A 25,384-nucleotide genomic window follows, 5' to 3' on the forward strand; every position below is an offset into this window, starting at 1 on the left:
TGGATTATCTCTAAATTCTGTCAATGGCTTAGTAAGTCGCAGTATTGAATCGTTTGGCAATTAACTTGGTGATCATGTTGATCAGCAGTACCACCACAATCAGTACAGTGGCGGTGCCATAAGCTTGATTCCACTCTTCGATGGTAAACAGCTCGGTGGTCAACTTGTATAAGTGCACGGTTAAGGTACGTCCCGAATCAAGCAGAGAGTTCGGAATACGTGCCACCATACCTGCAGTCAAAAACACCGGAGCCGATTCACCAATCACACGGCCAATACTCAAAATAACAGAAGTTAAAATCCCCGGCATTGCACTGGGCAAAATCAGCCGACGGATAGTGTAAATTTTTGAAGCACCGACACCATAAGAACCTTCACGATAGGTCTGTGGCACCGACATCAACGCTTCTTCGGTGGTACGGATGATCACCGGTAAAATCAGGATACTCAGGGTTAACGCACCAGAGAGTATCGAGAAACCTAGCCCCAAAATCGCGACGAAGAAGGTCATACCAAACAGACCAAAAATGATCGATGGAATACCCGCTAGCGATTCGGTACAAAAACGAATGATTTTGACTAAACGACTGCCGACTTTGGCGTATTCAGTCAGATAAATCGCGGTCATGATACCGATAGGTGCTGCCACCGCAATTGAGGCAACCACCATGTACAGCGTCGCCACGATCATCGGGAAAATGCCGTGTTCATCACCAGTATGGGTATAGTTGTCAGTAATGAATTTCCAGTTAACGTGTTGCAAACCGTTAGACAAAATGTACCAGATGATCCAGAACAGGAAACCGACCGTCAATGCCGCAGAAATCCAGATAAACGCACGCAGCACATTATCTTTAAACTCACGCGCCTGTTTTAGTTTTACACGATCCATGCCCATTACCTCGCTTTCTCACGGTTCAAGTACAACAATGCCGCGTTCAACATCATGATGAACACCAGTAGCACTACGCCAGTCGCGTACAGCGCATTAGCATGAATACCGCTTGCGTAAGACATTTCAATCGCAATATTGGCGGTTAAGGTGCGTGCAGCATCCAGCAAACCTTCCGGCATGGCAGGGGCGTTACCCATCACCATGATGATCGCCATCGTTTCACCTAACGCACGGCCGATGCCTAAGATCACGCCAGTCATGATCCCGGAGCGAGCCGCAGGAACCAGGAGTTTAAAGATGGTGTAAATGCTCGATGCACCGAGTGCTAATGAGCCTTCTTTGTAGGCGCGAGGAACCGCACGAATCGAGGTTTCCGATACCGTGATCACCGTCGGTAGAATCATCACGCCAAGCACGATAATCCCCGCCAAAATGGTGTTACCGGCTGGAACCTGAAACACATTTTGGATCAGCGGTACAATAATTACTAAACCGAAGAAGCCGTAAACCACCGAAGGAATGCCCGCCAGCAGTTCAACTGCCGGGCGGATCACATCCGCCACCCGTTTCGGAGCAACTTCAGCAATAAAAATAGCGGTCAGCACCCCAACTGGCACCCCAACAATCACCGCACCAAAGGTTGATACGACAGAAGCGACAATCATAGTCGCGACACCGTACAGTGCAGGAGGGAGCCAATCTTGGCCAAGCACAATGCCTGACACGCCAGCTTCTTGGAACGCTGGGATACTTTCACGAACAATGAAGTACGCGATGATGGCAAGAGAAACAATGCCAATCACGGCACTGGTCAGAAACAAACCGTGAAAGATACGTTCTTTCCAGTCAACACGTCGCTGCTCACGCAGACCACGTATAGAGGTATTATCCATAAGCTTGTCACTATTGGTTGCGATGGTCATAAATCACCTATCGAACGGATGTCGTTCAAAACAAAGTACCCGACCCAAATCGGGTCGGGCAAAGAGGGTAAAACGTATTACTTAGCGGTGATGTAACCTTTTGCGGCTACAATCTGTTGTGCTTCATCTGACAGCATCCAATCTAGGAATTTCTGAGCTGCAGCAGATGGCTTACCTTGCATGTAAAGCACTAGGAATGGGCGAGAAACTTGGTAAGTGCCGTTTTTCACGTTATCAACGCTTGCTTCAACACCGTTTACCGCTAGCGCGTGCACTGAGCTATCAACGGTACCCAAAGAGATGTAACCGATAGCGTAAGGGTTTGAAGCGACCATAGTTTTCAGTGCGCCGTTACCGTTTGCTACTTGTGCACGTTGTGAAATCGCTGAAACTTCTTTATCTGCCACTTTCTTTTTCAGTGCCATGATGTCTTCGAATGCACCACGAGTACCAGAAGCGGTATCACGAGTGATTGCAACGATAGGCTTATCTTCGCCACCCACTTGTTTCCAGTTAGTCACTTCGCCTTTATAGATTTGAGAAACTTGCTCAGAGGTTAAACCTTTCACTGCATTGCTTGGGTGAACCACCACCGCGATACCATCCAGAGCAATCGCTTCTTCAATCAGCGCTGGCTCTTTTTCTGAATCTTTCAGATTACGTGATGACATACCAAAATGAGCACTGCCATTTTTAGCAGCTTTGATGCCCGCTGAAGAGCCTGGGCCTTGAACTTCAATGAATACTTCAGGATTGTTTTTTGCGTACGTTTCAGAAAATACTTCCATCAGCGGAGTAACACTGCTTGAGCCCACTGCTGAAATTGTCTCTTTCGCCATAACTGGATTTACTGCAAGTGCGCCCATAAGAGCGATAGCACCGATTACTGTCTTTTTCATCACAAATTTCCTATAAGTGGCTGGGTTGCCGTTGCGTTTCAGTTGAACGAGGCTCACTTTAGGCGGTAAATATGACAATTATGTTTCAGTTAATTGAACCCTGTATGACACCTCAGCTTCTGTCGTCAGCTTTTGTCGTCAATAACGTCATCCAACATCAGTCAGTTCGCGCCGTTAGGATCGCCGATCATCAAAATTATCGTATTACCACCCACGCTTGATACATGAGATGTTATCCATGCTAAGACCATAATAGACGATACCCCTTACATTCGTCATGTAAGGGGTATCATCAAATATCGATCCTTGGCGCTGCACTCGTCGCGCTAGAGTGCCGACAGCGATGCCGATAATCTTGGCCAATCAGCGCTAACCTCCGACTCGGCCAAACCTCTAACTTTATTCCACGGCATCTTCTTGATCAGTTTCTGGCTGGGCTGCCACTTTCTTTTTCGGAATAAACACCGCATCGCCCACCGCAACATTGCGGTAAAAACTTTTATCACGTGCGGCGGGTTTGCTGGCTTTAGTCGGCGCTTTGATTTTGGTGACACGCTGCTTAGGTGTTGCTTTTGGCGTAGTTTGGCGCGGTTTTAAACCTTTAAACTTACCGGCTAAACCTTCGAGTACTTCAAACTGCAGCTCTTGTTGTAAAAAAGCTTCGACTCGTTTGAAACTATCCCAATCTTTCGGCCCCACTAGTGACATCGCATCACCTTTATTACCCGCGCGGCCGGTACGACCAATCCGGTGCACATACTCTTCAGTATGCTTTGGCATATCAAAGTTGATCACATGGGTTACCGATGGAATATCAAGACCACGCGAAGCCACATCGGTCGTCACTAGGATCTTAAACACCGTACGTTCAAATTGGCTCATGATGGTATTACGCTGAGCCTGATTAAGGTTACCACTCAGTGCCACCGCTTTCAGGTTATGCTGGTTGAGCTTTTCGGTCAGGCGATCGGTATCAACACGAGTTGCCGTGAAGATGATCACTTGGCGATAGTCAGCATCCGCCAAAATACGATCTAATAGAGCCTCTTTGTGATCAAGATGATCGCATAGGTAAAAATGCTGGGTAATGTCTTTATGTTCGGCACTGCCAACTCCAATCGCAATCCGTTTCGGTTCATTAAGCAGCTCCATCGCCATATCATTCACATCAGCGTGATCTAAAGTGGCAGAGAACATCAAAGTTTGACGGCGGCGGTGCTTGGCTGCATGATGAATACGACGCAGCTCTTTAGCAAAGCCTAAATCAAGCATACGATCCGCTTCATCCAACACCAAGGTTTCCAACCCTTCGAGGAACAGCGAACGGTGATCAAGGTGATCGGCAAGACGCCCCGGTGTCGCGACAATAAAGCGCGGACCACGCGCTAACGCTTTGACTTGATCGTTAAAATTTTCACCACCAGTGATCAACGTCGCGGTATAGCTTAAACCACCGAGCATTGAACGTAGCTCACCATACACTTGTTTAGCCAACTCACGGGTCGGCACCAAAATGATCCCACGTGGATCTTTGGCAGAAAACGCTTTGGTCTTTAAAGATTTGTGTAACATCGGCAACACGAAGGCTAAGGTTTTGCCTGAACCGGTCTTAGATGAAGCCAACAAATCTCGTCCGGCAATGATTAACGGAATCGCCTGCTGTTGGATCTCTGTCGCTTGTTTGAAATTGTAATGCGCTAAATTTTTCAGTAAGCGATTATCTAAGCCTAAATCTTTGAATTGCAAAGTATTCTCCATCTTTGGTTATATTTTAAAGTGTCAACGAGATCACGAAAAAGTCCGCTATCATAGCGCAAATCGTCTATTTATAGATAGTCAAGCCAGCAAATAATCCGTCAACCCATCAGCTTGCTGAATAAAAAAAACACAATCATCCATTCAGGATTGAGCACCAGGCCAATTTGTTGATTCTTTGTCAAATTATTGGAAAAATTTTACTTTTCAAGACTAGTTTTATACCAAATAGCGACTACAATCTGATTGTCCTTATTGAAATTTCTCACAAGTATAGGACGTAACTGTAACTGATACCGAATTACTAAGTTTAAAAGTTTAAGGAGTTCTCTATGAACAAGATGTTAATCGCAGCAGCAGCGTCTTCTGTACTTCTATTAGCCGGTTGCGCCTCTGGTCCTGATGAAGCTAGCACTGCAAAAATGAATGAAATCAGCACTCAGGTCAGCGAACTGAACTCACAAGTTGCGGCACTGTCATCAAAAGTGGATCAAGCTACCAACGCAGCGAAATCAGCACAAGAAGAAGCCGCACGCGCTAATGAACGTATCGACAACATTGCTCAGTCATATACCAAGTAAATATTGAGTGATCACTCGAATGAACAAGAGCCAGCGATTGCTGGCTCTTTCTTTTTTGATCACATTTTGATCATCGGATTACTGCGCTAACAAATCCCACTGCGCTGGGGCGATTTCAACTGGCACGCCATTTTGAGCTAAAACCGCGGCGCGAGCTTTCGCATCAGAAATTTGGTGCTCAGCTAACCACCAGCTGAGCTCTTGCGGTATAACTAATTCAGTTTTTACGCCATTACTGCGGGTCAGAGGTTCATGTACTTCAATAAATACGCTGCGATCTGGCTCTAACGCCACTTTGATCGGTTCATTAATGATGCGTACTTTCTCGCCCCGTTCAACTTGCTGAAATAGCCATTCAATATCTTTCGGTTCCATACGAATACAGCCAGCACTCACCCGCATGCCGATACCAAAATCTTTGTTGGTACCATGGATCAAATAATCCCCGGGCCCATAAGCCAGACGCATCGCATATTCACCAAGCGGATTATCTGGCCCAGCCGGAACGACAGCCGGCAGATCAATACCTTTTGCGAGATATTCTTTACGAATGGAGGCAGGAGGAGTCCAAGTCGGGGCCTTGCGCTTACTACTAATTGAGGTTTGCATCACTGGAGTATCACGCCCAATCCGGCCAATCCCCACTGGGAAAATATACACTTTGCCCAGATCGGGGCGGAAATAGTAGAGACGTAATTCAGCCAGGTTGATCACTATGCCCTCATAAGCCACTTTTGGCAAAATAACCTGAGCTGGAATTGCTAATACAAACCCTTGTTGTGGCAAAAATGGGTCAACGCCACGATTGGCCGCCATCAAGGCTAAAAAACCGATCTCATATTGTTTCGCAATATCAGCTAAGATTTCACCTTTCTGGATCTCGTGGTACTGCGTATTGCCGACGATACTACTGCCTTCGACAGGCAGATCAAACACGGCAGCAGTGGCATGCCAACTGACCACCAATGTACAACTGATTGCCCAAAATTTGCGCCACATAATGCTGATCATCCCTTCGCTATTTTATAAAGATGTAAGGTTACTGCTCTTTCCTGTTGATGATCAACCAGTCGCGCTGGATATGACACGCTATTGACAGCCGAACACACCCACGGTTGATGAATATCTTTACCGGCTACGCTACGCAGCTCTGGTACCCAACGGCGAATAAAATCCCCATTGCGATCAAATTTTTCACTCTGACTCACCGGGTTAAAAATCCGAAAATACGGTTGTGCATCACAACCTGTAGAAGCGCTCCACTGCCAGCCACCATTGTTGGCTGCGTAATCACCATCAATTAAACGACTCATAAAATAACGCTCACCCCAACGCCAATCAATATGCAAATCTTTGGTTAAAAAACTGGCGACCAACATACGAAGTCGATTGTGCATCCACCCGGTTTGGTTGAGTTGACGCATCGCTGCATCAATGATTGGGTAGCCTGTGCAGCCTTCACACCAGCGGCGAAACTTCTCATCCTCATTCCACCACTCAAGGCGAGCTGCCCATGGCTGAAAATCATCACTTTTCGAAAGATTAGGATCGATAGCCACCCAATGCTGATAAAACTCCCGCCAAATCAGTTCATTCAACCAAACTTGCCCACCTTCGCTTAACACGCCAATAGATGACTCAGCAAATAAGCTCGCCACACACTGACGTACCGATAATGCACCGATCGCCAAATACGGCGAAAGCATACTGGTACCATCACGAGCTGGAAAATCACGCGATTGGTGATAATCCTGTACTCGCTCGCCGCAAAAAGTGTGTAACTGACGATGCAAACTCAGACTATCAACCGGCCACGCCGAGCTGTCCACCCTTGGATAACCAAACGCTTGCTGTGGATGCCAAAGCCAAGCACTCAATTCACTCGGCAGTGACCATGCAGGTGCGGGGAGAGTTTTGCTGATGTGTGGCGGTTGCAATAGTGCGAGCCAACGACGCTTAAAGGGAGTGAACACCTTAAATAATTGCCCTTGTTGAGTCAGCACGCTACCGGGCGCGAATAAACATTTATCGTCTGATTCAGACCACAATATCCCGACCTTAGCCAAAGCTTGTGCGGTACGCTGATCACGTTGTTGCTCATCAAACTCATAATCTCGATTGGCAAATACGTGTGTCACATTGAGCACGCTAGCTAACTGAGTGACCACATTGGCTGCCGCGTTAAAATCGTCCACTTGTTGATACAACAGTGGCACATTCAGCGCAGTAAGCTCCTGCTGCAATACCGCTAAACGCCGCCAGATAAAATCCGCTTGTATCGGTGCTAAATGGTGCTTCTGCCACTGCTCCGGAGTCGCTATATAGAGCGCCACGACTGGCTCACCAGTGGCGAGAGCGGCGTTAAGCGCGGTGTTATCCATACTGCGCAGATCACGACGGAACCAAACCAATTGCATACCAATACCTTAATGTTGTGCGATGAGATCGTGCAGTCTTTCATAAACCATAGCGCAGTTTTAATTCTGCAGGATAAGGATTGAGATAGCGTTGCTGGGCCAAATAGGCATCTGGATACAATACTAGGTAGTGTTTTAGCAACGTCAGTGGCGCGAGCAAAGGCAACTCACCGATGCGATAACTCTCAATCACTTGCGACAGTTCAGCTTTTTGCAGCGGGTTAAGCACACGCTTAAAGTAACCTTGCAGATGCATTAAAACGTTGGTGTTATTTTTGCGGCTGGCACGCTGAGTCAGCGCTTGCATTAAACCCAAACGATACTGTTGGATAAAAGTCTCAAGCGAATACTGTTTCACCTGCGCCACTAACTGTCCTAACATTTGGTACGATTGTGGATGATGGGCCATTAACATCAGTTTGTATCGAGAGTGAAAATCCACCACTTTTTTGGCACTTGCTGCCTCGCCTAAATGGGTATAAAAATCGTGCAAACAGTAGATGCGGGTAATAAAATTTTCGCACAATACCGGGTCATGTAAGCGGCCATCTTCCTCGACCGGTAGCCACGGCATTTTTTCAAGCAAAATTCGGGTATAAATTCCAACCCCTTCTTTTTCTGAGCCATTATTCTTATACACTTTCACCCGTTCCATACCACAACTGGGCGATTTAGCACACACGATATAGCCGCAAAGCTTGCTATCAGACAGTTCGGCAATTTTATGCTGCGCATAATTTTCCAGCGCCTCGGTGTGGTCGCGAACTCCATCTTTGGTTTCCACCAACCGGATGCGCTGGTTTTCTGAAATAAGCCGTAATGTTGGCCGCGGTACTGGCAACCCCATCCCCATTTCAGGGCACACAGATACAAATTCTGCATAACGTGCCAATTCATCGGTAATAAAACGGCTAATTTTATGCCCACCATCGAAACGGACTTTGGCACCAAGCAGACAAGCACTCACACCAATTTTGAGAGGGGGATTCGGCATTCTGATCTCCAGTACTGATTTATAGTGACAATATCTACAAATATAAGATCTATAGTAGGAAACAAACCGTTCACCTAAGTGACTCAAATAGCATAGTGTGAGGTAACACTAATTATTATCTAATCAGATGATAAATGTGTCCGATGTTTGGCCTAACTTCGTGTTTAATAGCGACTTGGCTCCTATAATGGCTTGCCATTATGAGCATCAAATCGCCTAAGGACGACGGTATTTTGGACAACCATCAATCTCTGCTTGAAATAGAAATTGAACAGCTCAGAGCAAACATTGAAGCTGAGCCAGAGAAGGTATTGGTTCAAGCTGAGCAGTGTTTGATTCGTGCTCGGCAGATCCATTTTACCACTGCCATCATCGAACTGTTGATCATCATCTCACGCTGCTTGTGGTGCAAGATGGACTACCGGGCAGGACTGAAATTCATCAAAGAAGCCTATCATAGCCAAGGTAACCTCGATATTGATCATTGTTTACCAGAAATTCTGCACATTCATGCGCTGCATTACTGGGGACAAGCTAAATACTATACTGCGCAGCAGTTCTGGATTAATGCCTTAGAACAATCAGCACTGATTGATGAGCCGGAAATTGAGATTGAGTGTCTGATTGGTCTAGGTAATATCTGGCGGATCACCAATGAGCATCAACTCGCCTGTACCACCCATCAACTGGCGATTAAAGTTGCTAATAATACCCGTATTGAGTGGCTTGAAGGCAAAGCGCGAATTTTATACGCATGGGATCTCTATCTCCTTAAACAATATGTCGAAATGTTGACTGTACTCGATGGTGCGGAAGAAGCGCTGCAAAATCACGGCAACGTAACTTGGCAAGCCGAAGTGTGGGATTTTAGAGGCTTGGCACTGCTTGGTTTAGAGCGCATTGACGATGCAGAGCAAGCCACACGCAAAGCACATGAACTCGCCGTTGCCAATAATCTGACTTGGATGCAAGCTCACTCGTTTATTAGCCGCGCACGTTTAGAACTGCTGCGTAAAAATTTTTCAGCCGCCACTGAATGGTTAAATAAGGCCGAAAAAGTTGCCAGCTCGTTTGATAACGGTGAACTGCTATCACAAATCTGTTATCAGCAATCGCGCGTGGCAGAAGAACATGGTGATGCTCAAGCCGCTTTGATTGCCTTTAAAAAATACCGCCGCTACACCGTAATGATGCTGCGTGAGCAAACAATCCGCGTCGGGATGGACAAAGCCCACTCATCAAAACGTCAGCTTGAACAACGCGCGCGTAAACTGATCAACCGCATACGTGGTCAACACGAATTCAACCCGGAAAAGCATCTCTCCAATGTAGTGTCCGAAACCTATTGGTGGGAGCAGTTGGTACTGTTCAAAACCGAGTTGAAAAAGTCCAATCATGCCGTGATAGTCATTCTGCATCCCAATCCAAACTATATCGATGTCTGTACCGAAGTCCTTCATTCGCTGTGTGCCCCACAAGATCTACTAGCTCGACTGAGCAGTGATCGCCTCGGCTTACTACTGGCAGAGAAAGGGGATGCCGCGATAGCGATATTTGAAGTGATAAGCAAGATGATTGAAATTTACCCATGGTACCGCAAAGGATTAGACGGCCCACTCCCGCAAATTACACTGCAAGATATTCTCTCCTTTCCATTTACATTGGAGCAGTTGATTGAGAGCCAAACACAGGAAAAAGGTGTATGGAACGCCTGCTGAATAAAATTAAACAAGCTGGACTGGATGCCACTACGGTAACAGGGGAAGAAGCGATTCATTTCTGGAACCATGTGCGCCAGCATGTCGCCACCTCATCCCAAGAGCGCGCACAGAGCTACATCATCAGTGCCGAATATCACCGTGAAATGAAACAGTGGCACACCAGTGTTGAAGAGCTACGCGCTGCACTTGCCTTACTGGAATTGCCCTCCGACCTTAAGTTGTTACTCTCGGTCAAACACAGTTTAAGTGAGCGACTGCTCGATCTCGGCGAATATGTGGCAGCACTGGCAGAATATGTGGCGATTTCAAATATTGCGGTTGAACACGGCATGATTGATGACTACGTACGTGCAGTGATCGGGATGGGTAATTTGTGTGACGCTTATGGTGATCACAATCGAGCCCTGCGCTATTACCAAAAAATTGACAGTATTGATCATGCGATCTCCAGTCGTGCGTTGCGTCTGCGCTACAAACTCTATTTACTGGCTTGCTATATCAACCTTGGCCGTTTTGCCATCGCCAATAATCTGATCAAAGAATGCGAAGAGTTGAGTATTTTAGTCAGCGATAAATTACTGACTGGGCAAATCATGCTTTATCAAGCCAAGCTGTATTTACAGCAAGGTAAAGTCAGCCAAGCCATGCTTACCCTAGCCAATGCACAATACTCGTCCTCATTAACGCCATCAGACTGGCTGATGTGTATGCTTCGTATCGAGTTAGCGCATTGCCTATCCAGAGTGGGCAAAGCACATCTTGCAATCTTACTGCTCAGCAATAGTGAAAAACGTTTAAAAAACATTCACTCACCTTTTCTTGAAATGCGCTTATACCAAGCATTCAGTGAAGTGCTTGAATTGGAAGGAACATACCAAACCGCGCTAGTTTATGAGAAAAAAGCCTTTCAGATTGAAAACCATCTGATGAAACAGATCCCGATCGGCGAGTTAGGTGCGATCCAATTGCGTCGTCTGTCACGCTTTGCGCTACAACTCAAACTGATCCTGTCTGAATTGGAAAACCGCGAGCTAAAAGAAACCACCGAGAACCAGAAAAATACTGTATTACAGTTGCAACAGGATGTGTTCAGTGACCCTCTCACTAAGCTGCATAACCGCCGTTGGCTAGATATGAAGCTCAAAGATCTGCTGCTGCATGAAACGCCGTTTGCTTTTTTAGTGGTGGATATTGACCATTTTAAATCGATCAACGATGAGCTCAGTCACTTGGTAGGCGACAAAGCGATCGTCAATGTATCCAGTGAACTGAGCCGCTATTTTAAGTTCCGCGGAGCCTCTTGTGTGCGGTTTGGTGGTGAAGAGTTTCTGGTGATTTTGGAAAACGTTACCCCTGAGGTCGCGCATAAACATGCCGAAATCTACCGCCAGCGTATTTTTAATTTTGCATGGCAAGACATTCTTGGCGAACGTGGCTTAACCGTCAGTATTGGTATTACTCTGCATCGTGAAGGGGAAAATACTCAGCGTACCTTCTATCGTGCAGACAAAGCCCTGTATCGCGCCAAAGCCAACGGCCGCAATCAAGTTTGTGTTGAGTAAGTGGCGGTATTGTCCAAGCTAGTGATTATCACACTGGCAGTTATCACTCTATGTCATCGCCGCGCCGATGCGCGGCGATTTTCCTTTGGCTGATTATCTTACGTTAGCGATATAGACACTGGGTCACCGATCGATCATTCCGTTGTGGCACGGTGGCGTAAATGCTGCCATTGCGGGTGACGCTCAAGATAATGCGCCACATAGCTGCACACCGGCACAATCGTTAAACCAGCACGCTCAATTTCGGGCAATACACTCTCCATCATCACCGAACCATAGCCTTTACCTTGCATTTCATCCGGCACTCGGGTTGAGGTAATGTACAACACGTTGGCTTGCTGATCTTGGTACTGATAGCTCACCACGGCCTGATAATCACCCTCTAATACCACTCGATAACAGTGATGATCCACATCATGGTACACAGTGTTTTTCATGCTGACTCCTTGGCCGTCAATAACATAATTTAAAGCGTTACCTCTGGCTTAAGCCAAAAATGAGATAAACCCTTGTAAAATAATTAAATTAACAATATCGATAAAAAAAGCCCCTACGATCGGCACCACCATAAAGGCTTGAGGTGAAGGGCCAAAACGTTTCACCACCGACCCCATATTCATCACCGCGGTTGGAGTTGCACCGAGGCCAAAACCACAATGGCCTGCTGAAATTACAGCGGCATCGTAGTTCGCACCCATCACTTTAAAGGTCACAAAATAGCAAAAAATCCCTAACACCACCGATTGAATGCTCAATATCACCAAAAATGGCAGCGCTAAATCAAAAATATTCCACAATTTAAGGCTCATTAGCGCCATAGCCAAAAACAGCGATAGAGAAACCGTACCTAAAATATCAACGGTTTCAGCATCCACTTTACGCAGCTTAGTCACTTGCAACAGATTGGTGATGAATACACCGATAAACAAAGCGTAGACAAAATCTGGGATCATCAACCAACGGATCTCAAAGGTTTTCACCCACGCCTCTAGATATTTCGCCCCTGTAACACATATCAACAAGATAAACAGAATTTCAATCACCTTTTTGGCGGTGACTTTATCTTCTTCATCATCGTTATAGGTCACCAACTCTGGGAAACGCGCGTGGGTTTGTGTCCCACGCCCATACTCAGATTCAATACCGTGTTTATCGACCAATTTTTGTGCCACAGGGCTACCGATAATGCCACCGATAATCAACCCAAAGGTTGCCGAGGCCATCGCGATTTCTAAGGTGTTGGTTAAACCATAATTTTCTGAAAACGTATTTGCCCAAGCCGCACCCGTACCGTGTCCACCGGATAAGGTTATCGAACCGGCAATCAAGCCCAACAAGGGATCTAATCCTAACCCAACCGCCAACGAAACCCCGATGCCGTTTTGGATCAAAATAAACAGTGATGCCACCGCCAGAAATAGGAACACTTTTGCCCCACCTTTGATCAATTGGGTGTAGTTGGCCGCCAGTCCCACAGTGCTAAAAAACATCAACATAAAGACATTTTGTAGTGGTAATGAGAACTCCATATCGATTCCATGGAAGTGCAAGGCAGTGATCACACAGGCAACCACTAAACCACCAACAATCGGCTCAGGAATATTAAACTTGGTTAAAATCGGCAATTTGCGATTAATAAAGTGACCTAAAAACAGGACGCTGATAGCAATCAGAAAAGACTCTAATGCTCCAATGGAAATGATTTGATTCATAGTACCTCTTTTATTTTCAAGCTCATCTCTCCTTGATAAGCGAGCGTCTTAACCAACTTGGCGACGCAAAAACACAACATCAATCCCGTACGATAGTTATCCTCTAATAAACCGCCAAATGGCGATATAAAGCAATGATATTGAACCGACAAATTTCCATTGAATGCTAATTATCTATAAATTAATCAATGAAAATAGTGTGAGATAGTACTCAAAATAGCCAACAATAGCTAATCACAACTCTCAAGCAGATTTTTGATAAGCCCGTTTATTAAAAACAAGACAGCAGAAAAAGTACAGCTGCAAGTAGCGCAAGAGCAGGTATAATGGCGCTCTTATCCAATCGGCAGGAAACACAATGAACTACTTGATCACCTATTTAAAGGGACTCGCCATGGGCGCAGCCGATGTTGTGCCGGGGGTTTCCGGTGGTACCATCGCCTTTATTACCGGAATTTACGATACGCTACTGGAAAGCATTCGACGCATTAACCCTTCTTTATTCTCGGTATGGAAACAACAAGGCTTGGCAGGTGTCATTCGTCACATCAATTTGTGGTTTCTGATTTCGCTATTTGCCGGCATTTTGACCAGTATAGCAACGTTAGCGAAGCTGATTTCTTGGTTATTAGCCACTCATCCGATCCCGATTTGGTCATTTTTCTTTGGGCTGATTGTGATCTCCGTATGGCATATACTACGGCAAATCGAGCGTAAGACACTATCACGTGCCGTTTGGTTAATAGCGGGCGTTATTTTCGCCTATGGCATTACGGTACTGAAACCGCTAAACCTTGAACCCACTTATTTTAATGTGCTGATTTGTGGCGCAATTGCGATTTGTGCCATGATTTTGCCTGGTATTTCTGGCAGTTTTATTTTGCTGTTGATCGGTATGTATACTCCGATTCTCAATGCGGTTAAAACGTTCCAACTGGATATTCTGGCACTGTTTTTAACTGGATGTGTGAGCGGCCTACTCTGCTTTTCTCATCTGCTCACTTGGCTACTGCGCTATTACCGCGATATTACCTTAACCTTCCTCACTGGGCTGATGCTCGGCACCTTACCAATGATCTGGCCTTGGAAACAAACCCTCTCTTGGCAGATCAATTCACAAGGCCAACCAGTGCCGTTATTGCAACGTAATCTCTCTCCATTTGAGTTTGAAGCACTCACTGCTCAACCATCACAGTGGATGTTAGCCGTGATCCTGATGCTGGCCGCGATTGGATTAGTGTTAAGTTTAGAGAAATACGCCGAAAAATAGCCTTACTGATTCAGTCCTGAAAGCGGCAGCCGCTGGTTGCCGCAACCATTTGAGTTGACCACAAATGTCCCCCAAGCAATATTTGCTACGATTGAGTAAGTTTTGCCCATATTGGTGTAGTATTGACACAGCAAATATCGCCAGATAATGCTATACCCAAACAACTTGGAGTTGCAGGTAGGCGGCAAGTGAGTGAGTCCCCATGAGCATAGGCAAACTATGTGATTGGGGTGAACCAACGTCACCAACACCGCTGCAGCTTCAAGTAGGAAGGGGATAACCTCACCATTATTTACTCAAGCTTAGGATCATCTATGATGAAACTTCTCACCGGGATAGTACTGTTACTTGCACTCAGTGCTGGTTTTTTCTCCGACGATTTACGTGCTTGGTTATTTCCCGCTCAGCGCGATCTTAATCATTACTGTCTGCTCTCGCAGCAAAGCTGTGAACAAGCCGGAGTCAGTATGAGACTAGAACCAGCGCTCAACGCCCCTGCCACCACTTATCGGCTGACGGTCAACTGGCCAAATGCCGGCGCGCAAAATTTAATCCTGACCTTACAAGGGTTGGAAATGGATATGGGTAGCGCCAAATTTTCATTATCCCCAATAGGTTCAGATAGTTACAGCGGTGAGATCATTTTGCCGGCCTGCTCTTCAGGTGCAATGACCTGGCTTGGTGAACTGAGTAATGGCCAGCAAACGGTGTACCCGGCCATAAAAGTGGCACACTAATTACCACCCTACATGCCTGAAGCAGCTCAGTTGTGGGTGATAATAATGATCATTGAGGACAAGCCAAGCGAGCATTGCCCTTATGCATTTGTGTGTTTGAGCTCGACTGGCCAGAGATGTTTTACCTGCATTTTTATCGCGGTTGAGCAATAAATTCATCACTCCCTCTCAAAATAGGCCTCTTATCACGCTAATCATCAATTATCGGTAGACACATTATATTGTGTGGTTAATATTGGGATCCTTCAGAATGAATAACTGAAGTTACAATAATTCAAATTTTTTGATAATTCACAGGGATAACTATGCAAAACAACTCATTTATCGCCCGTTTTGCGCGTGGAAATCTGGTATTGCAAATCTTAGCTGGCATCCTATTAGGTGCTGTTTTAGCTACTTTTTCACCGGAATACGCTCAAAAAGTAGGATTACTTGGCAATTTATTCGTGGGAGCGCTAAAAGCCGTTGCTCCAATATTGGTATTTATTTTGGTTGCATCCTCTATCGCGAACCAAAAGAAAAACCAACACACTTATATGCGTCCGATCGTTGTGCTCTACCTTTTTGGCACCTTTTCCGCAGCACTGACCGCCGTGATCTTAAGCTTCCTATTCCCAACCACTTTAGTGTTAACCACTGGGGTAGAAGGGGTAACCCCACCACAAGGCATTGCGGAAGTTCTTAATACCTTGCTATTTAAATTGGTGGATAACCCAATTAGCGCGCTGATGAATGCCAATTACATCGGCATTTTGGCTTGGGGTGTCGGATTAGGTTTGGCGCTGCACCGTGCATCTTCCACCACTAAAGCGGTCTTTGAAGATCTTAGCCACGGAATTTCACAAATTGTGCGCTTTATTATTCGACTGGCACCATTCGGTATTTTTGGCTTAGTCGCCTCCACATTTGCCACCACAGGTTTTGGCGCTTTAGCTGGCTATGTACAATTACTGGCGGTGTTACTGGGTGCGATGGCGTTTATTGCACTGGTCGTCAACCCAGTGATTGTGTACTACAAAATTCGCCGCAACCCTTTCCCATTGGTTTTACAATGTCTGCGTGAAAGTGGTATGACTGCATTTTTCACACGCTCCAGTGCAGCCAACATTCCAGTCAACATGGCACTGTGTGAAAAACTCAATTTGGATGAAGATACCTATTCAGTATCGATCCCTCTCGGTGCCACCATCAACATGGCAGGGGCCGCGATCACCATTACCGTTCTCACGCTTGCCGCAGTGCACACTTTAGGTATTGAAGTCGATCTGCTGACCGCTTTACTGCTTAGTGTGGTCGCCGCTGTTTCTGCTTGTGGCGCTTCCGGAGTGGCGGGTGGTTCACTACTGCTGATCCCACTGGCCTGTGGTTTGTTTGGTATTTCCAACGATATCGCGATGCAAGTGGTTGCGGTCGGCTTTATTATTGGTGTGCTGCAAGATTCTGCAGAAACGGCGCTTAACAGCTCTACTGATGTGATCTTTACTGCATCAGTGTGTCAAGCTGAGCAAAGTTAATCTTAAGCGTAAATAAGATAACCATGACAAAAATGGGCAGACATGCCCATTTTTTCTGGGTGTTATACCCGAGGTCTGTGCGGCAACCATGATGGCCAATCCAAGTGAGGCAATGCATAGTTGAGTGGCACCAGCAAATATAGCGCCCCCGCCAATAACCCTGCCCCAAATAAATCCAGCGGATAGTGCATGCCAAGCCATAGCCGACTATAGCCGATGCTGATGGTCCAACTCAGTAATACAGCTACATCGAGATAGCGTTTTTTCTCAGCTAACAGCTGACCAAAAAACAGTAAACACACCACCGCAAACAAGGTATGCCCAGAGGGAAAAGAGTAATCCAGTTCTTGCTGCCAATGTTTAACTCGCCATGGACTCACGTTTGATTCCATCGCCAGCAAAATGGCTTGTTGTTTAGGCTCAGACAGCAGATAGAAATGTTGCGGATTGGGTAATAACAGCGATTGTGTCATCACTTCAGTGTAAGGTCTTGGCTGTTCAGTCAGCGCTTTAATGCCGACTTTCAGCACCATAGCCAGTCCAAGTAACAGTATCAATTGTAGAGCTTTTTGTGACCATTGGTGGCGTGGTATCTGGCAACGCCATGTCACCCAAATCATCAGCAAAAGCAGAGAAATCAAAAAGCCTTGCTTACCCGCGGAATAAGTCAGATAGGTAATGGCTTGGCCAGTAGAGTCCTGCACTGGTTGGTAAAAATCAAATGGTTGTGACCATATACTCAGTGGAATTAATAGCACAATAAACATCAACATTAATGCTAAAGCATATCTGCGCTGCATAAAAAACACCGTCATCACTCTACTCCATCCCAGACTGGATGAGTATTCTAGTCACAGCTACATCCAACAATGCCAATATGATGTCAATTTATTAGGAAAATCCCTTTATGCCACGTGCACTAAATGCGGAGCTAAGTTGATCAACTCATCGACAATTTCTTTAGTCTGCTTGGAATAGATCAGTTTATCTTTTGCTCCGACTAACTGGATATAACGCACCTTGCCTGACAGGATAATTTGGCGCAGTAAGCGCAAAATTACCTGATTATCCAATACGTGATGCATATCAATCCCGTGCCCAGCAACCAATGAGGCTAAATCAATATTTACCATCAGTTGTTCACTGCGCTCAATGTAACTACTCAACTGGTCTTTTAACTGGGTACGGTTTAAAAAACCACACTCTTGATGGCTGATCCAATCACAGCCAAGATCTTCGGCATACTCTAGTGTTTGCGCACTGATTTGCTCACTATCGATGCCAATACAAAGCAGTTTACTGTGCGTAAACCGCGATAAAGCAAAGTGAAAGGCGCTACCTAATTGCAAATCCAAACTGGGTTTCAACTCAAATTGATGCCCGATATGCACGATGCCAATATTGCTATTATCTTGACTAAGTACCGCTAAACCCTGCAATACAATCTCATGGCAATTAGCTAATACCACAGGCACGGTACCAATAGCGATTGATTGGCTAAGCGCGGATTGAAAAGTATTGGCCTGCCCATCCACCAGCACATAATGGCTTGTCTCTGGGTATGTCGTGGTTGCCGATTGTTGCTGATACAACCAATCTGCGGCAACATCGAGGCTCTGCTGTGCTAATTCAAACGCGACCAATGACATTGGTTTGATCCGCTGGCTAACTGTCATAAAGCCAAACTTCGCCATCGAATGACTCACCGTACGATTTAAGTGGTGGCGTTTGAATAAGTTAAGCATGATCGATTACCTTTCTGGTGGCAACGCACGGGCGGCTTGCAATACATGTAAAATAATTCGTTGCTTGTTGCTTTCGACTCGATGGGCGGGCGCCATCACCGAAATTGCCCCAATCAACTTACTCCCTTTCATCACCGGAGCACTGATCCCCGAAACGCCGGGATCAATTTCCGAGGTGCTCACGGCATAACCATGATGACGTATCTTGGCAAACTCGTTTTGCCACTTGTCCAAACTTGGATCCTCGCCAAAATAGCGTAAGATCTTTTCACAACGTGCTGCAGGCATGTAGGCCAACATCACTTTAGAGGAGGCACCGCGAAGCAGGGGTTGACTTTGACCCTGGACGAAGCTGCATCGCAGTGCCTGCATACTCTCTTTTTGACTGACACACAATGCTCGATAACCGACCGGCACCATATAGGCAGCCATTTCCCCAGTCTGTTTTTGTAAACGACTTAACACCGCATCAACCGAATCAAGGTTATGTTGACTGGTTTGATAACTTCTCATCAGCAGCAATGCTGCCGGACCGATGATCAAGGTTTTGTCGTGTGGACTCTCTTCAATCAAGTTCCACTCTTTGAGCAGTTTCAAATGTCGATAAAGGCTACTGAGGGGAACTTGCAGTTGTTCACTCAATCCTTTTGCTGATACTGGCTCTGGATTTACCGCAACTTGCATCAGCAATTGCAGTGATTTTTCATTAACTTGGTTAGCTGATGGTTTCATCTCTTTCATGGGTGTTTTTTAGCCTTTAATCGAGGGCATCTCAAATGCTTATTCTTATATATCGAGAAATAGATAAGAACTAAAGCATTACATTCCTACATGGTGAGAATTTAACTCAAATTGGATAAATTAATCGTCACCGGCTATCTCGCAACAACTTGAAATGGCAGTTAAATGATCAGTCAGTGTGAGCCAAAACTTGCCCGCCGTTTGAGATACTGCACAGTGAAATGAGGGAGTAAAATAGCAGAAAGCCGAGTGAATACTCGGCTGAGTGACCACCAGCAGTCTAAAAGCGGCGGGTGGTCATCAAATGCGGCTCAAACGAGAATTAAAGTGTAAAGCGGGAAATTTCCTTATTCAGCTCTTGTGCCATCGCATGCAACGATTGCGCCTGCTGTACAGATAACTGAGCTTCTTCGGCCAACTGATCACTCACTTCACGCACAGATTCAGTATTGATATTGATATCAGCCGTCACCAAAGATTGCTCTTCAGCCGCCGAGGCAATTTGCGTCGCCATATCACTGATGTGCTGAATTGCTTCACTGATCGCTTGTAAGCTAGTTCCCGTTTGGTTGACATCCGCAACACTGGTTTCCACCAAGTTATGGCTTTCCGTCATCGCCGAGACGGCGGTCGTCGTCACTTTTTGCAGACCTGAAATCTTGATTTGGATCTCTTCAGTGGAAGCATGCGTCCGCTGCGACAGCACTCGCACTTCATCGGCGACTACTGCAAAACCACGCCCCTGCTCACCGGCACGCGCCGCTTCAATCGCAGCATTAAGCGCCAGTAAATTGGTTTGCTCGGCAATCCCACGAATCGTCGACAAAATCGTCGATATTTCATTGGCATGTTCTTCTAGCTCACTAATGATCTGTACTGCAGCGGTAAGCTCTTGGGCTAACTGATCAATCGATTGTTTGCTTTGCTGCATCTGCATAAAGCCATCTTCACCTAAATGGACTGATTGAGTAGCGTTGCGCGCAGTATTTTCAGCATTATTGGCAATTTCGGCCGTCGCCGATGCCATCTCAGTGACGGCGGTCGCCACCATAGTGATTTGATCTTGTTGGGTACGGATCCGTTGACTGGTTTGCGTCGCCGATGCAGCTAAATGATCGGCACCTTGATTCAGGGTGATGGAAACTTCGCGCACATTTTTTACCATCTGGTGCAAGCTACCGATAAATTTATTAAATTTATCAGCCAGTAAGCCCACCTCATCTTGGCTGTTTACCTCTAAGCGTCGAGTTAAATCACCATTTCCTTCAGCAATATCCGCTAATGCATTGGCGATATGGCCCAGATCATTCAGTTGACGCGCGACAAACCACGAGGTGAACAGTGCCATGATCAGCAAAACAGCAATCCCAATCCCAATTTGCACCATTAACACATCATTCAGTGGTTGCTCTAAAACTGACCGATCCATCACCATCACCAGTAACCAATCGGTATTCGCCACTGTCTGTGCCATCAAAAGATTATCACTGTCGTCAATGCTCAATGGCAGTAGCGTCCGTAACTGCGCAGCACGATTTAATTGCGCAAGAGTAAGCTCGGCAGAAATATCTTCGGTAGGTTTTAAAATCAACTCTGCGTTTGGATGTGCGACAATTTTGCCTTTCTGGTTGACCAAAATGGCATAACCGTCACCTGGCACCGCAATCGCTAATACATCTTGGATAAGTTTATCCAGTGCCAAATTGGAGGCAGCCACTCCGATCAACTGGCCATTGTGGCGCACAGGCTCAGCAAGAGTCACCACTAAAGTCTGCATGGTGACGCTGACATAAGGCTCGGTAGTAATTGGTTTACCCGCGGCTTTCGCCTCTTTATACCAGTCACGGATGCGAGGATCATAGCCTGCGGTATTCAGCGTAGGATCTTGGCGAAACATCTCGCCTTGTTCGTTACCGTAGTAACTCAGGCCAAACGATCCCGCTTGTAGGGTTTGTCTTAGATGTGGCACCAGATCTAACTGTGGATTACTTTCAATCTCTTCACGAAGCCCCTTTAAGGCTAGTTGCTTCCCAGTAAACCAATCACCAATACCTTTAGCATGAGCGTGCAAGGTATTACGGCTTTCACTTTCAATCGCTCGCCAACTCTCTTGCTTAAATAACTGGTAACCGGCCACCACTAAAGCGACTGCCGTCACCGCTATCGCGACAACCACAGAGCAAACCATTTTTCTCTTTAGACTTAATCGCATCAGCAATACTCCACTCACATTCAATTACACCAATATGTGATCAAAGTATCTAAGCGTCAGGAAATTACTTTGCGAAAGTTCGCACAATCACAAGTATTGAGGAAGCAAATAACTAATCTGTGAGATATCGTCCATAATTCTAAATAGTTATGCTCAGTGTCGACAAATAATCGGAAGATGTATAAAACAAAAAACCAGCAACGTATTGGATTAGCTTGCAATTAGGCAGCAAACATCAGATCACTCTGTGGTGATCATCAATTGAGAGAGGAAAATCACTAAGTGTGATTTAAGAAATGCGGACACTAGTACTCGTTAATAAATCATGCGACTGAATACGCTCATTTTGCTGATTACACACTCGGCAAAAATACTGTTTTTCCATCTGGTAATAGTGCTGGCCATGGATCAGCATAGTGAGGAATTGTTGGAATCCTTGCCAACCGTCAGGCTGTTCTTGCACCCGCTTCATCAGTGCTTTATGCGCAGTTTGTTTGCCACAGCAACGACAATAAGCTTTTGGCATGACGGATCCCTCTTATTTACTGGTCACTATTGATAATTGACGCATTCTGCAGCGATAGGTTCCGCAAACATAATTTGTTATACAAATTTCGTGATCTGTATTAGAAAATTGTTCAATAAACACTAAATTATATTGAATAAGCCTCGTATTCACGAGGCTTATTCAACGATTTGATGAGAAAGTTATGCCAGTTCGCGTAACTGCTTTTTAAACTCAAGATGTTGTGCTTTGACTTGTGCTTCGGGCTGCTCGGTCAGCAAGCTCACCACCACAATCGCCAACATCGCGAAGATGATCCCCGGCACAATTTCATACACATCAAACCAACCGCCAGTCAGTTGTTTCCATACTACTATGGTCACCCCTCCTACCACGATCCCCGCTAAAGCACCATGGCGATTCATCCGCTCCCAATACAAACTTAGGACTAAAGTCGGGCCAAATGCCGCACCAAATCCAGCCCAAGCGTATGACACCAAACTCAACACTGAACTGTCTGGGGTCATCGCCAGCAGTAATGCCAGCACAGAAATGATCACCACACCCACACGGCCCACCCGTACAATCTGCTCGGAACTGGCATCGGTTTTCACTAATTGTTTGTAGAAATCTTCCGCCAACGCAGAGGATGACACCAACAGTTGTGAATCAGCGGTACTCATGATCGCAGCCAAAATCGCCGCCAACAAAATGCCCGCAATCACTGGATGAAACAGTGAATTGACCAACAACATGAAGACCTTTTCACCATCGTCCAACTGAATCGAACCTGATTGAGTGACAAAAATTAACCCAGTCAAACCAACCAAAATCGCACCGACCATTGAAACCCCAGTCCATACCACAGCAATGCGCCGCGCCGTCGTCAAATCTTGATTTGAGCGTGAAGCTTTAAAACGTGCCAATATGTGCGGCTGACCAAAATAGCCTAAGCCCCAAGCCACCAGCGATAGAATGGCAATCACAGACAACGGTTCACCTTGTGCATCATTCCACAGCGTCAACAGCTCGGGGTTAATTGCAGTTAAATCCTGATCAAGCTGCGTCAAGCTACCATTCATCGCGACCACGGGCACCACCATTAACGCGGCTGCCATCAGTAAACCTTGCACTAAATCAGTCCAAGATACCGCTAAGAAACCGCCAAATAAGGTGTATGAAACCACACAAATGGTACCAATGATGACCGCGGTGGAATAATCGATACCGAATACGGTTTCAAACAGTTTTCCGCCGGCAACCAAACCTGAGCTGGTATAAAAAAGGAAGAATAACAGGATAAAAAATGCCGAAATGGTTTGGATCAGTTTCGATTTATCGTTGAAACGACGCGACAAAAACTCAGGCAATGTCAACGCATCGGTCGTAATACTGTAAGTTCTTAAGCGTTTGGCATTAATTAACCAGTTAGCCCATGTGCCAACCAGTAGACCACCCGCCAACCAGAATGCTTCAATCCCCGCAGCATAAGCGTAACCAGGTAAACCGAGCAGTAACCAACCACTCATATCGGATGCACCGGCAGAAAGTGCCGCAGGCCACGGGCCTAATGAACGACCACCGAGAAAGTAGTCGGTTGAGTTTTTCGTTCGCTGATAAGCGTAAACCCCAATCGTCAACATCAAAATGAGATAGACGATAAAGGTGGTTGTAATAGCAAAGCTATTTTCCATGGTGTGTTGTCCTCGTTAAAAGCTGGCGGCAAATGCGATTTGCTACGGAAACATGATCAAGCTTGGTATCCAAAACCGGCCGGATTAAAATTTAATGCTCATTCAACCCGATGCCTGACTTTACGCTCGGTTTGAGCTTGATCATGCTTTCGACATCACCGCGCCAATACTCGGGGCGGTTCAGTAAGGTTTGCTGCAATTATTAGCGGTGTATTTTGAGTGTCAGAAGAGGATTTGTCAAAAAGTCCTGACAATTTGTCAAAAAAGCCGAATTGAAACCAAAAATAAACAAATTATCAGCAATCGGATTACAGCTTTTATTCGTGAATACGCAGCAAAACCGCAGGGTAAATATGTAAAAATGACACTCTCAACAAGCTATACCCAAACAACTTGGAGTTGCAGGTAGGCGGCAAGTGGGTGAGTCCCCATGAACATAAGCAAACTATATGATTGGGGTGAACGAACGTAGCCAACACCGCTGCAGCTTCAAGTAGGAAGAGGATAAATCAGCATAGGTCATACGAGACAGGATTGAGGCGAGTTTTGCTAACACCCCACTTAAGAGACCGCGGACCAACGCCGTTTATATTGTGAAGGGGAAATACCATGCAATTTTGCAAAAGTGTGGGTAAATGCGCTCTGATTCGAAAAACCAGTCAGTTCAGCAATCTGGCCTAAATTCAGTCGCCCTTGTTCAATCAGCTGTTTGGCCATATCGACACGTTTATTGAGCACATATTGATGTGGCGTGACCCCCATCTGCTCTTTAAACAGTACATGAAAGTGACTCTCACTTAAAAAAACGCTGCCAGCTAATTGCGCGACCGAAATACGCTGCGCCAAATGCTGTTCGATGTAACGATCCACCACTTCAATATCAAAACGAGACTCTTTATGAGCACTGGCTAGCGCACTGATATGGCGTTGCAATAGTGCCACTACCGTATCATTACAAGCTCGGCCAAGCAGTAGATCGTCAGGACTCGCCTGCATTTCTTGCACCAACATCTGGATCAAACGCTGGATCTGACCATCTAACTGAAAGTAGATCTCACTCGTGGTCAGCTCATTGAGTTTACGTAACAACAAAGGATCATCATCGCTCGGCGTTGGCATGTTTAATACCAGAATATCCGATTGCCCAACGATGCCACCAAAAGCATGATCCGAGCCTGAGGTCACCACGCAGCCTTGACCTGGACCAACAATATTACCCATACCGCGCACTTCAAATTCCGCTTGGCCCTTCAGACCAATCACGATTTGGGTGTAGCTATGATCATGGCACGCCATATGCGAAGGCAAGGTGATCAGCTCGGCTGGTTTAGGTAACAGAACTTTGGCCATCAGAGAACGATTGGCGACATCAGGAGCATGCGATTGAGCCATTTCAACCTCATAAGGTGTTGTTTGCGCGGCCATGGTATACCAAATTGTCCGAAAACGAAATGATTCCCATCTGCTCACCAAACATAATAAACTACGCACCGATTGATTTGGTAAA

Annotated in this window: 21 protein-coding genes and 1 pseudogene; 6 read left to right on the top strand and 16 right to left on the bottom strand. The window is 45.9% G+C overall.

All coding sequences use genetic code 11. The features are described 5' to 3' along the window. Positions 1 to 28 precede the first annotated feature (28 nt). From pstA to OOK74_RS13680, 4 genes are all read right to left on the bottom strand, one after another. A complete protein-coding gene (gene pstA, locus OOK74_RS13665; RefSeq protein WP_166015174.1) occupies positions 29 to 892 on the bottom strand; it encodes a phosphate ABC transporter permease PstA in 864 nt (287 codons plus the stop codon). Positions 893 to 897: 5 nt separating this feature from the next. Further along, positions 898 to 1,818, bottom strand: coding sequence for a phosphate ABC transporter permease subunit PstC (gene pstC, locus OOK74_RS13670; protein WP_166015175.1), 921 nt, complete (start codon positions 1,816 to 1,818; stop codon positions 898 to 900). A 77-nt stretch (positions 1,819 to 1,895) separates the two neighbouring features. Beyond that, positions 1,896 to 2,717: a phosphate ABC transporter substrate-binding protein gene (locus OOK74_RS13675; RefSeq protein ID WP_274721627.1), complete on the bottom strand. Its 822-nt coding sequence runs from the start codon at positions 2,715 to 2,717 to the stop codon at positions 1,896 to 1,898. A 399-nt stretch (positions 2,718 to 3,116) separates the two neighbouring features. Beyond that, a complete protein-coding gene (locus OOK74_RS13680) occupies positions 3,117 to 4,463 on the bottom strand; it encodes a DEAD/DEAH box helicase (RefSeq protein ID WP_274721628.1) in 1,347 nt (448 codons plus the stop codon). A gap of 341 nt (positions 4,464 to 4,804) precedes the next feature. On the opposite strand from OOK74_RS13680, the gene OOK74_RS13685 reads away from it, so the two are divergent. Beyond that, on the top strand, positions 4,805 to 5,053 hold the full coding sequence (locus tag OOK74_RS13685; protein ID WP_166015178.1) for an Lpp/OprI family alanine-zipper lipoprotein: 249 nt from the start codon (positions 4,805 to 4,807) through the stop codon (positions 5,051 to 5,053). 78 nt (positions 5,054 to 5,131) lie between these two features. Here the strand turns inward: OOK74_RS13685 and OOK74_RS13690 are convergent, their stop codons facing one another. The 3 genes from OOK74_RS13690 to OOK74_RS13700 are packed head-to-tail and all read right to left on the bottom strand — an operon-like array spanning position 5,132 to position 8,464. Continuing rightward, positions 5,132 to 6,052 (bottom strand): L,D-transpeptidase family protein, encoded by a 921-nt coding sequence (locus tag OOK74_RS13690; RefSeq protein WP_274721629.1) that lies wholly within the window; start codon positions 6,050 to 6,052, stop codon positions 5,132 to 5,134. An 8-nt stretch (positions 6,053 to 6,060) separates the two neighbouring features. Continuing rightward, positions 6,061 to 7,470, bottom strand: coding sequence for a deoxyribodipyrimidine photo-lyase (gene phrB, locus OOK74_RS13695; protein WP_278183306.1), 1,410 nt, complete (start codon positions 7,468 to 7,470; stop codon positions 6,061 to 6,063). A 40-nt stretch (positions 7,471 to 7,510) separates the two neighbouring features. Next, entirely contained in the window at positions 7,511 to 8,464 is a 954-nt protein-coding gene (locus OOK74_RS13700; protein WP_274721631.1) for a YbgA family protein, read from the bottom strand. A gap of 233 nt (positions 8,465 to 8,697) precedes the next feature. On the opposite strand from OOK74_RS13700, the pseudogene OOK74_RS13705 reads away from it, so the two are divergent. Next, positions 8,698 to 10,186, top strand: a pseudogene (locus tag OOK74_RS13705) (tetratricopeptide repeat protein). Further along, positions 10,167 to 11,747 (top strand): GGDEF domain-containing protein, encoded by a 1,581-nt coding sequence (locus OOK74_RS13710; protein WP_278183307.1) that lies wholly within the window; start codon positions 10,167 to 10,169, stop codon positions 11,745 to 11,747. The pseudogene OOK74_RS13705 and the gene OOK74_RS13710 overlap by 20 nt, the downstream one beginning before the upstream one ends. 134 nt (positions 11,748 to 11,881) lie before the next feature. On the opposite strand, the gene OOK74_RS13715 is transcribed toward OOK74_RS13710, so the two are convergent. Both OOK74_RS13715 and gltS read right to left on the bottom strand, forming a co-directional pair. Beyond that, positions 11,882 to 12,184: a GNAT family N-acetyltransferase gene (locus OOK74_RS13715; RefSeq protein WP_274721633.1), complete on the bottom strand. Its 303-nt coding sequence runs from the start codon at positions 12,182 to 12,184 to the stop codon at positions 11,882 to 11,884. Between the two features lie 48 nt (positions 12,185 to 12,232). Then, positions 12,233 to 13,459, bottom strand: coding sequence for a sodium/glutamate symporter (gene gltS, locus OOK74_RS13720; protein ID WP_274721634.1), 1,227 nt, complete (start codon positions 13,457 to 13,459; stop codon positions 12,233 to 12,235). Positions 13,460 to 13,817: 358 nt separating this feature from the next. Between gltS and OOK74_RS13725 the strand changes: the two genes are divergently transcribed. The 3 genes from OOK74_RS13725 (at position 13,818) to sstT (ending at position 16,980) form a co-directional block, all read left to right on the top strand. Beyond that, positions 13,818 to 14,729 carry a polyprenyl-phosphate transporter gene (locus OOK74_RS13725; protein ID WP_278183308.1) on the top strand — a complete coding sequence of 304 codons (912 nt, stop codon included), beginning with the start codon at positions 13,818 to 13,820 and terminating at the stop codon, positions 14,727 to 14,729. A 317-nt stretch (positions 14,730 to 15,046) separates the two neighbouring features. Continuing rightward, entirely contained in the window at positions 15,047 to 15,466 is a 420-nt protein-coding gene (locus OOK74_RS13730) for a hypothetical protein (protein WP_278183610.1), read from the top strand. A 305-nt stretch (positions 15,467 to 15,771) separates the two neighbouring features. Next, the gene (sstT, locus tag OOK74_RS13735; RefSeq protein WP_278183309.1) at positions 15,772 to 16,980 is read left to right on the top strand and encodes a serine/threonine transporter SstT; all 1,209 of its coding nucleotides are present in this window, start codon (positions 15,772 to 15,774) and stop codon (positions 16,978 to 16,980) included. 62 nt (positions 16,981 to 17,042) lie between these two features. Here the strand turns inward: sstT and OOK74_RS13740 are convergent, their stop codons facing one another. The 7 genes from OOK74_RS13740 to OOK74_RS13770 form a co-directional block, all read right to left on the bottom strand. Next, positions 17,043 to 17,795, bottom strand: a complete 753-nt coding sequence (locus tag OOK74_RS13740; protein ID WP_274721636.1) for a phosphatase PAP2 family protein — start codon at positions 17,793 to 17,795, stop codon at positions 17,043 to 17,045. Between the two features lie 90 nt (positions 17,796 to 17,885). Further along, on the bottom strand, positions 17,886 to 18,725 hold the full coding sequence (locus tag OOK74_RS13745) for an arginase family protein (RefSeq protein WP_274721637.1): 840 nt from the start codon (positions 18,723 to 18,725) through the stop codon (positions 17,886 to 17,888). 6 nt (positions 18,726 to 18,731) lie between these two features. Continuing rightward, positions 18,732 to 19,466: an IclR family transcriptional regulator gene (locus tag OOK74_RS13750; protein WP_166015191.1), complete on the bottom strand. Its 735-nt coding sequence runs from the start codon at positions 19,464 to 19,466 to the stop codon at positions 18,732 to 18,734. Between the two features lie 322 nt (positions 19,467 to 19,788). Beyond that, complete coding sequence (locus OOK74_RS13755) at positions 19,789 to 21,678, bottom strand: methyl-accepting chemotaxis protein (protein ID WP_274721638.1); 1,890 nt, start codon at positions 21,676 to 21,678, stop codon at positions 19,789 to 19,791. A 289-nt stretch (positions 21,679 to 21,967) separates the two neighbouring features. Next, positions 21,968 to 22,204 (bottom strand): hypothetical protein, encoded by a 237-nt coding sequence (locus OOK74_RS13760; protein ID WP_166015193.1) that lies wholly within the window; start codon positions 22,202 to 22,204, stop codon positions 21,968 to 21,970. Positions 22,205 to 22,386: 182 nt separating this feature from the next. Then, complete coding sequence (gene putP, locus OOK74_RS13765; protein WP_278183311.1) at positions 22,387 to 23,877, bottom strand: sodium/proline symporter PutP; 1,491 nt, start codon at positions 23,875 to 23,877, stop codon at positions 22,387 to 22,389. Positions 23,878 to 24,438: 561 nt separating this feature from the next. Next, complete coding sequence (locus OOK74_RS13770; protein ID WP_278183312.1) at positions 24,439 to 25,302, bottom strand: AraC family transcriptional regulator; 864 nt, start codon at positions 25,300 to 25,302, stop codon at positions 24,439 to 24,441. Between the last annotated feature and the right edge of the window lie 82 nt (positions 25,303 to 25,384).

This window comes from Vibrio misgurnus, from assembly GCF_029635775.1.
In the GTDB taxonomy this organism is placed as follows: domain Bacteria; phylum Pseudomonadota; class Gammaproteobacteria; order Enterobacterales; family Vibrionaceae; genus Vibrio; species Vibrio chanodichtyis.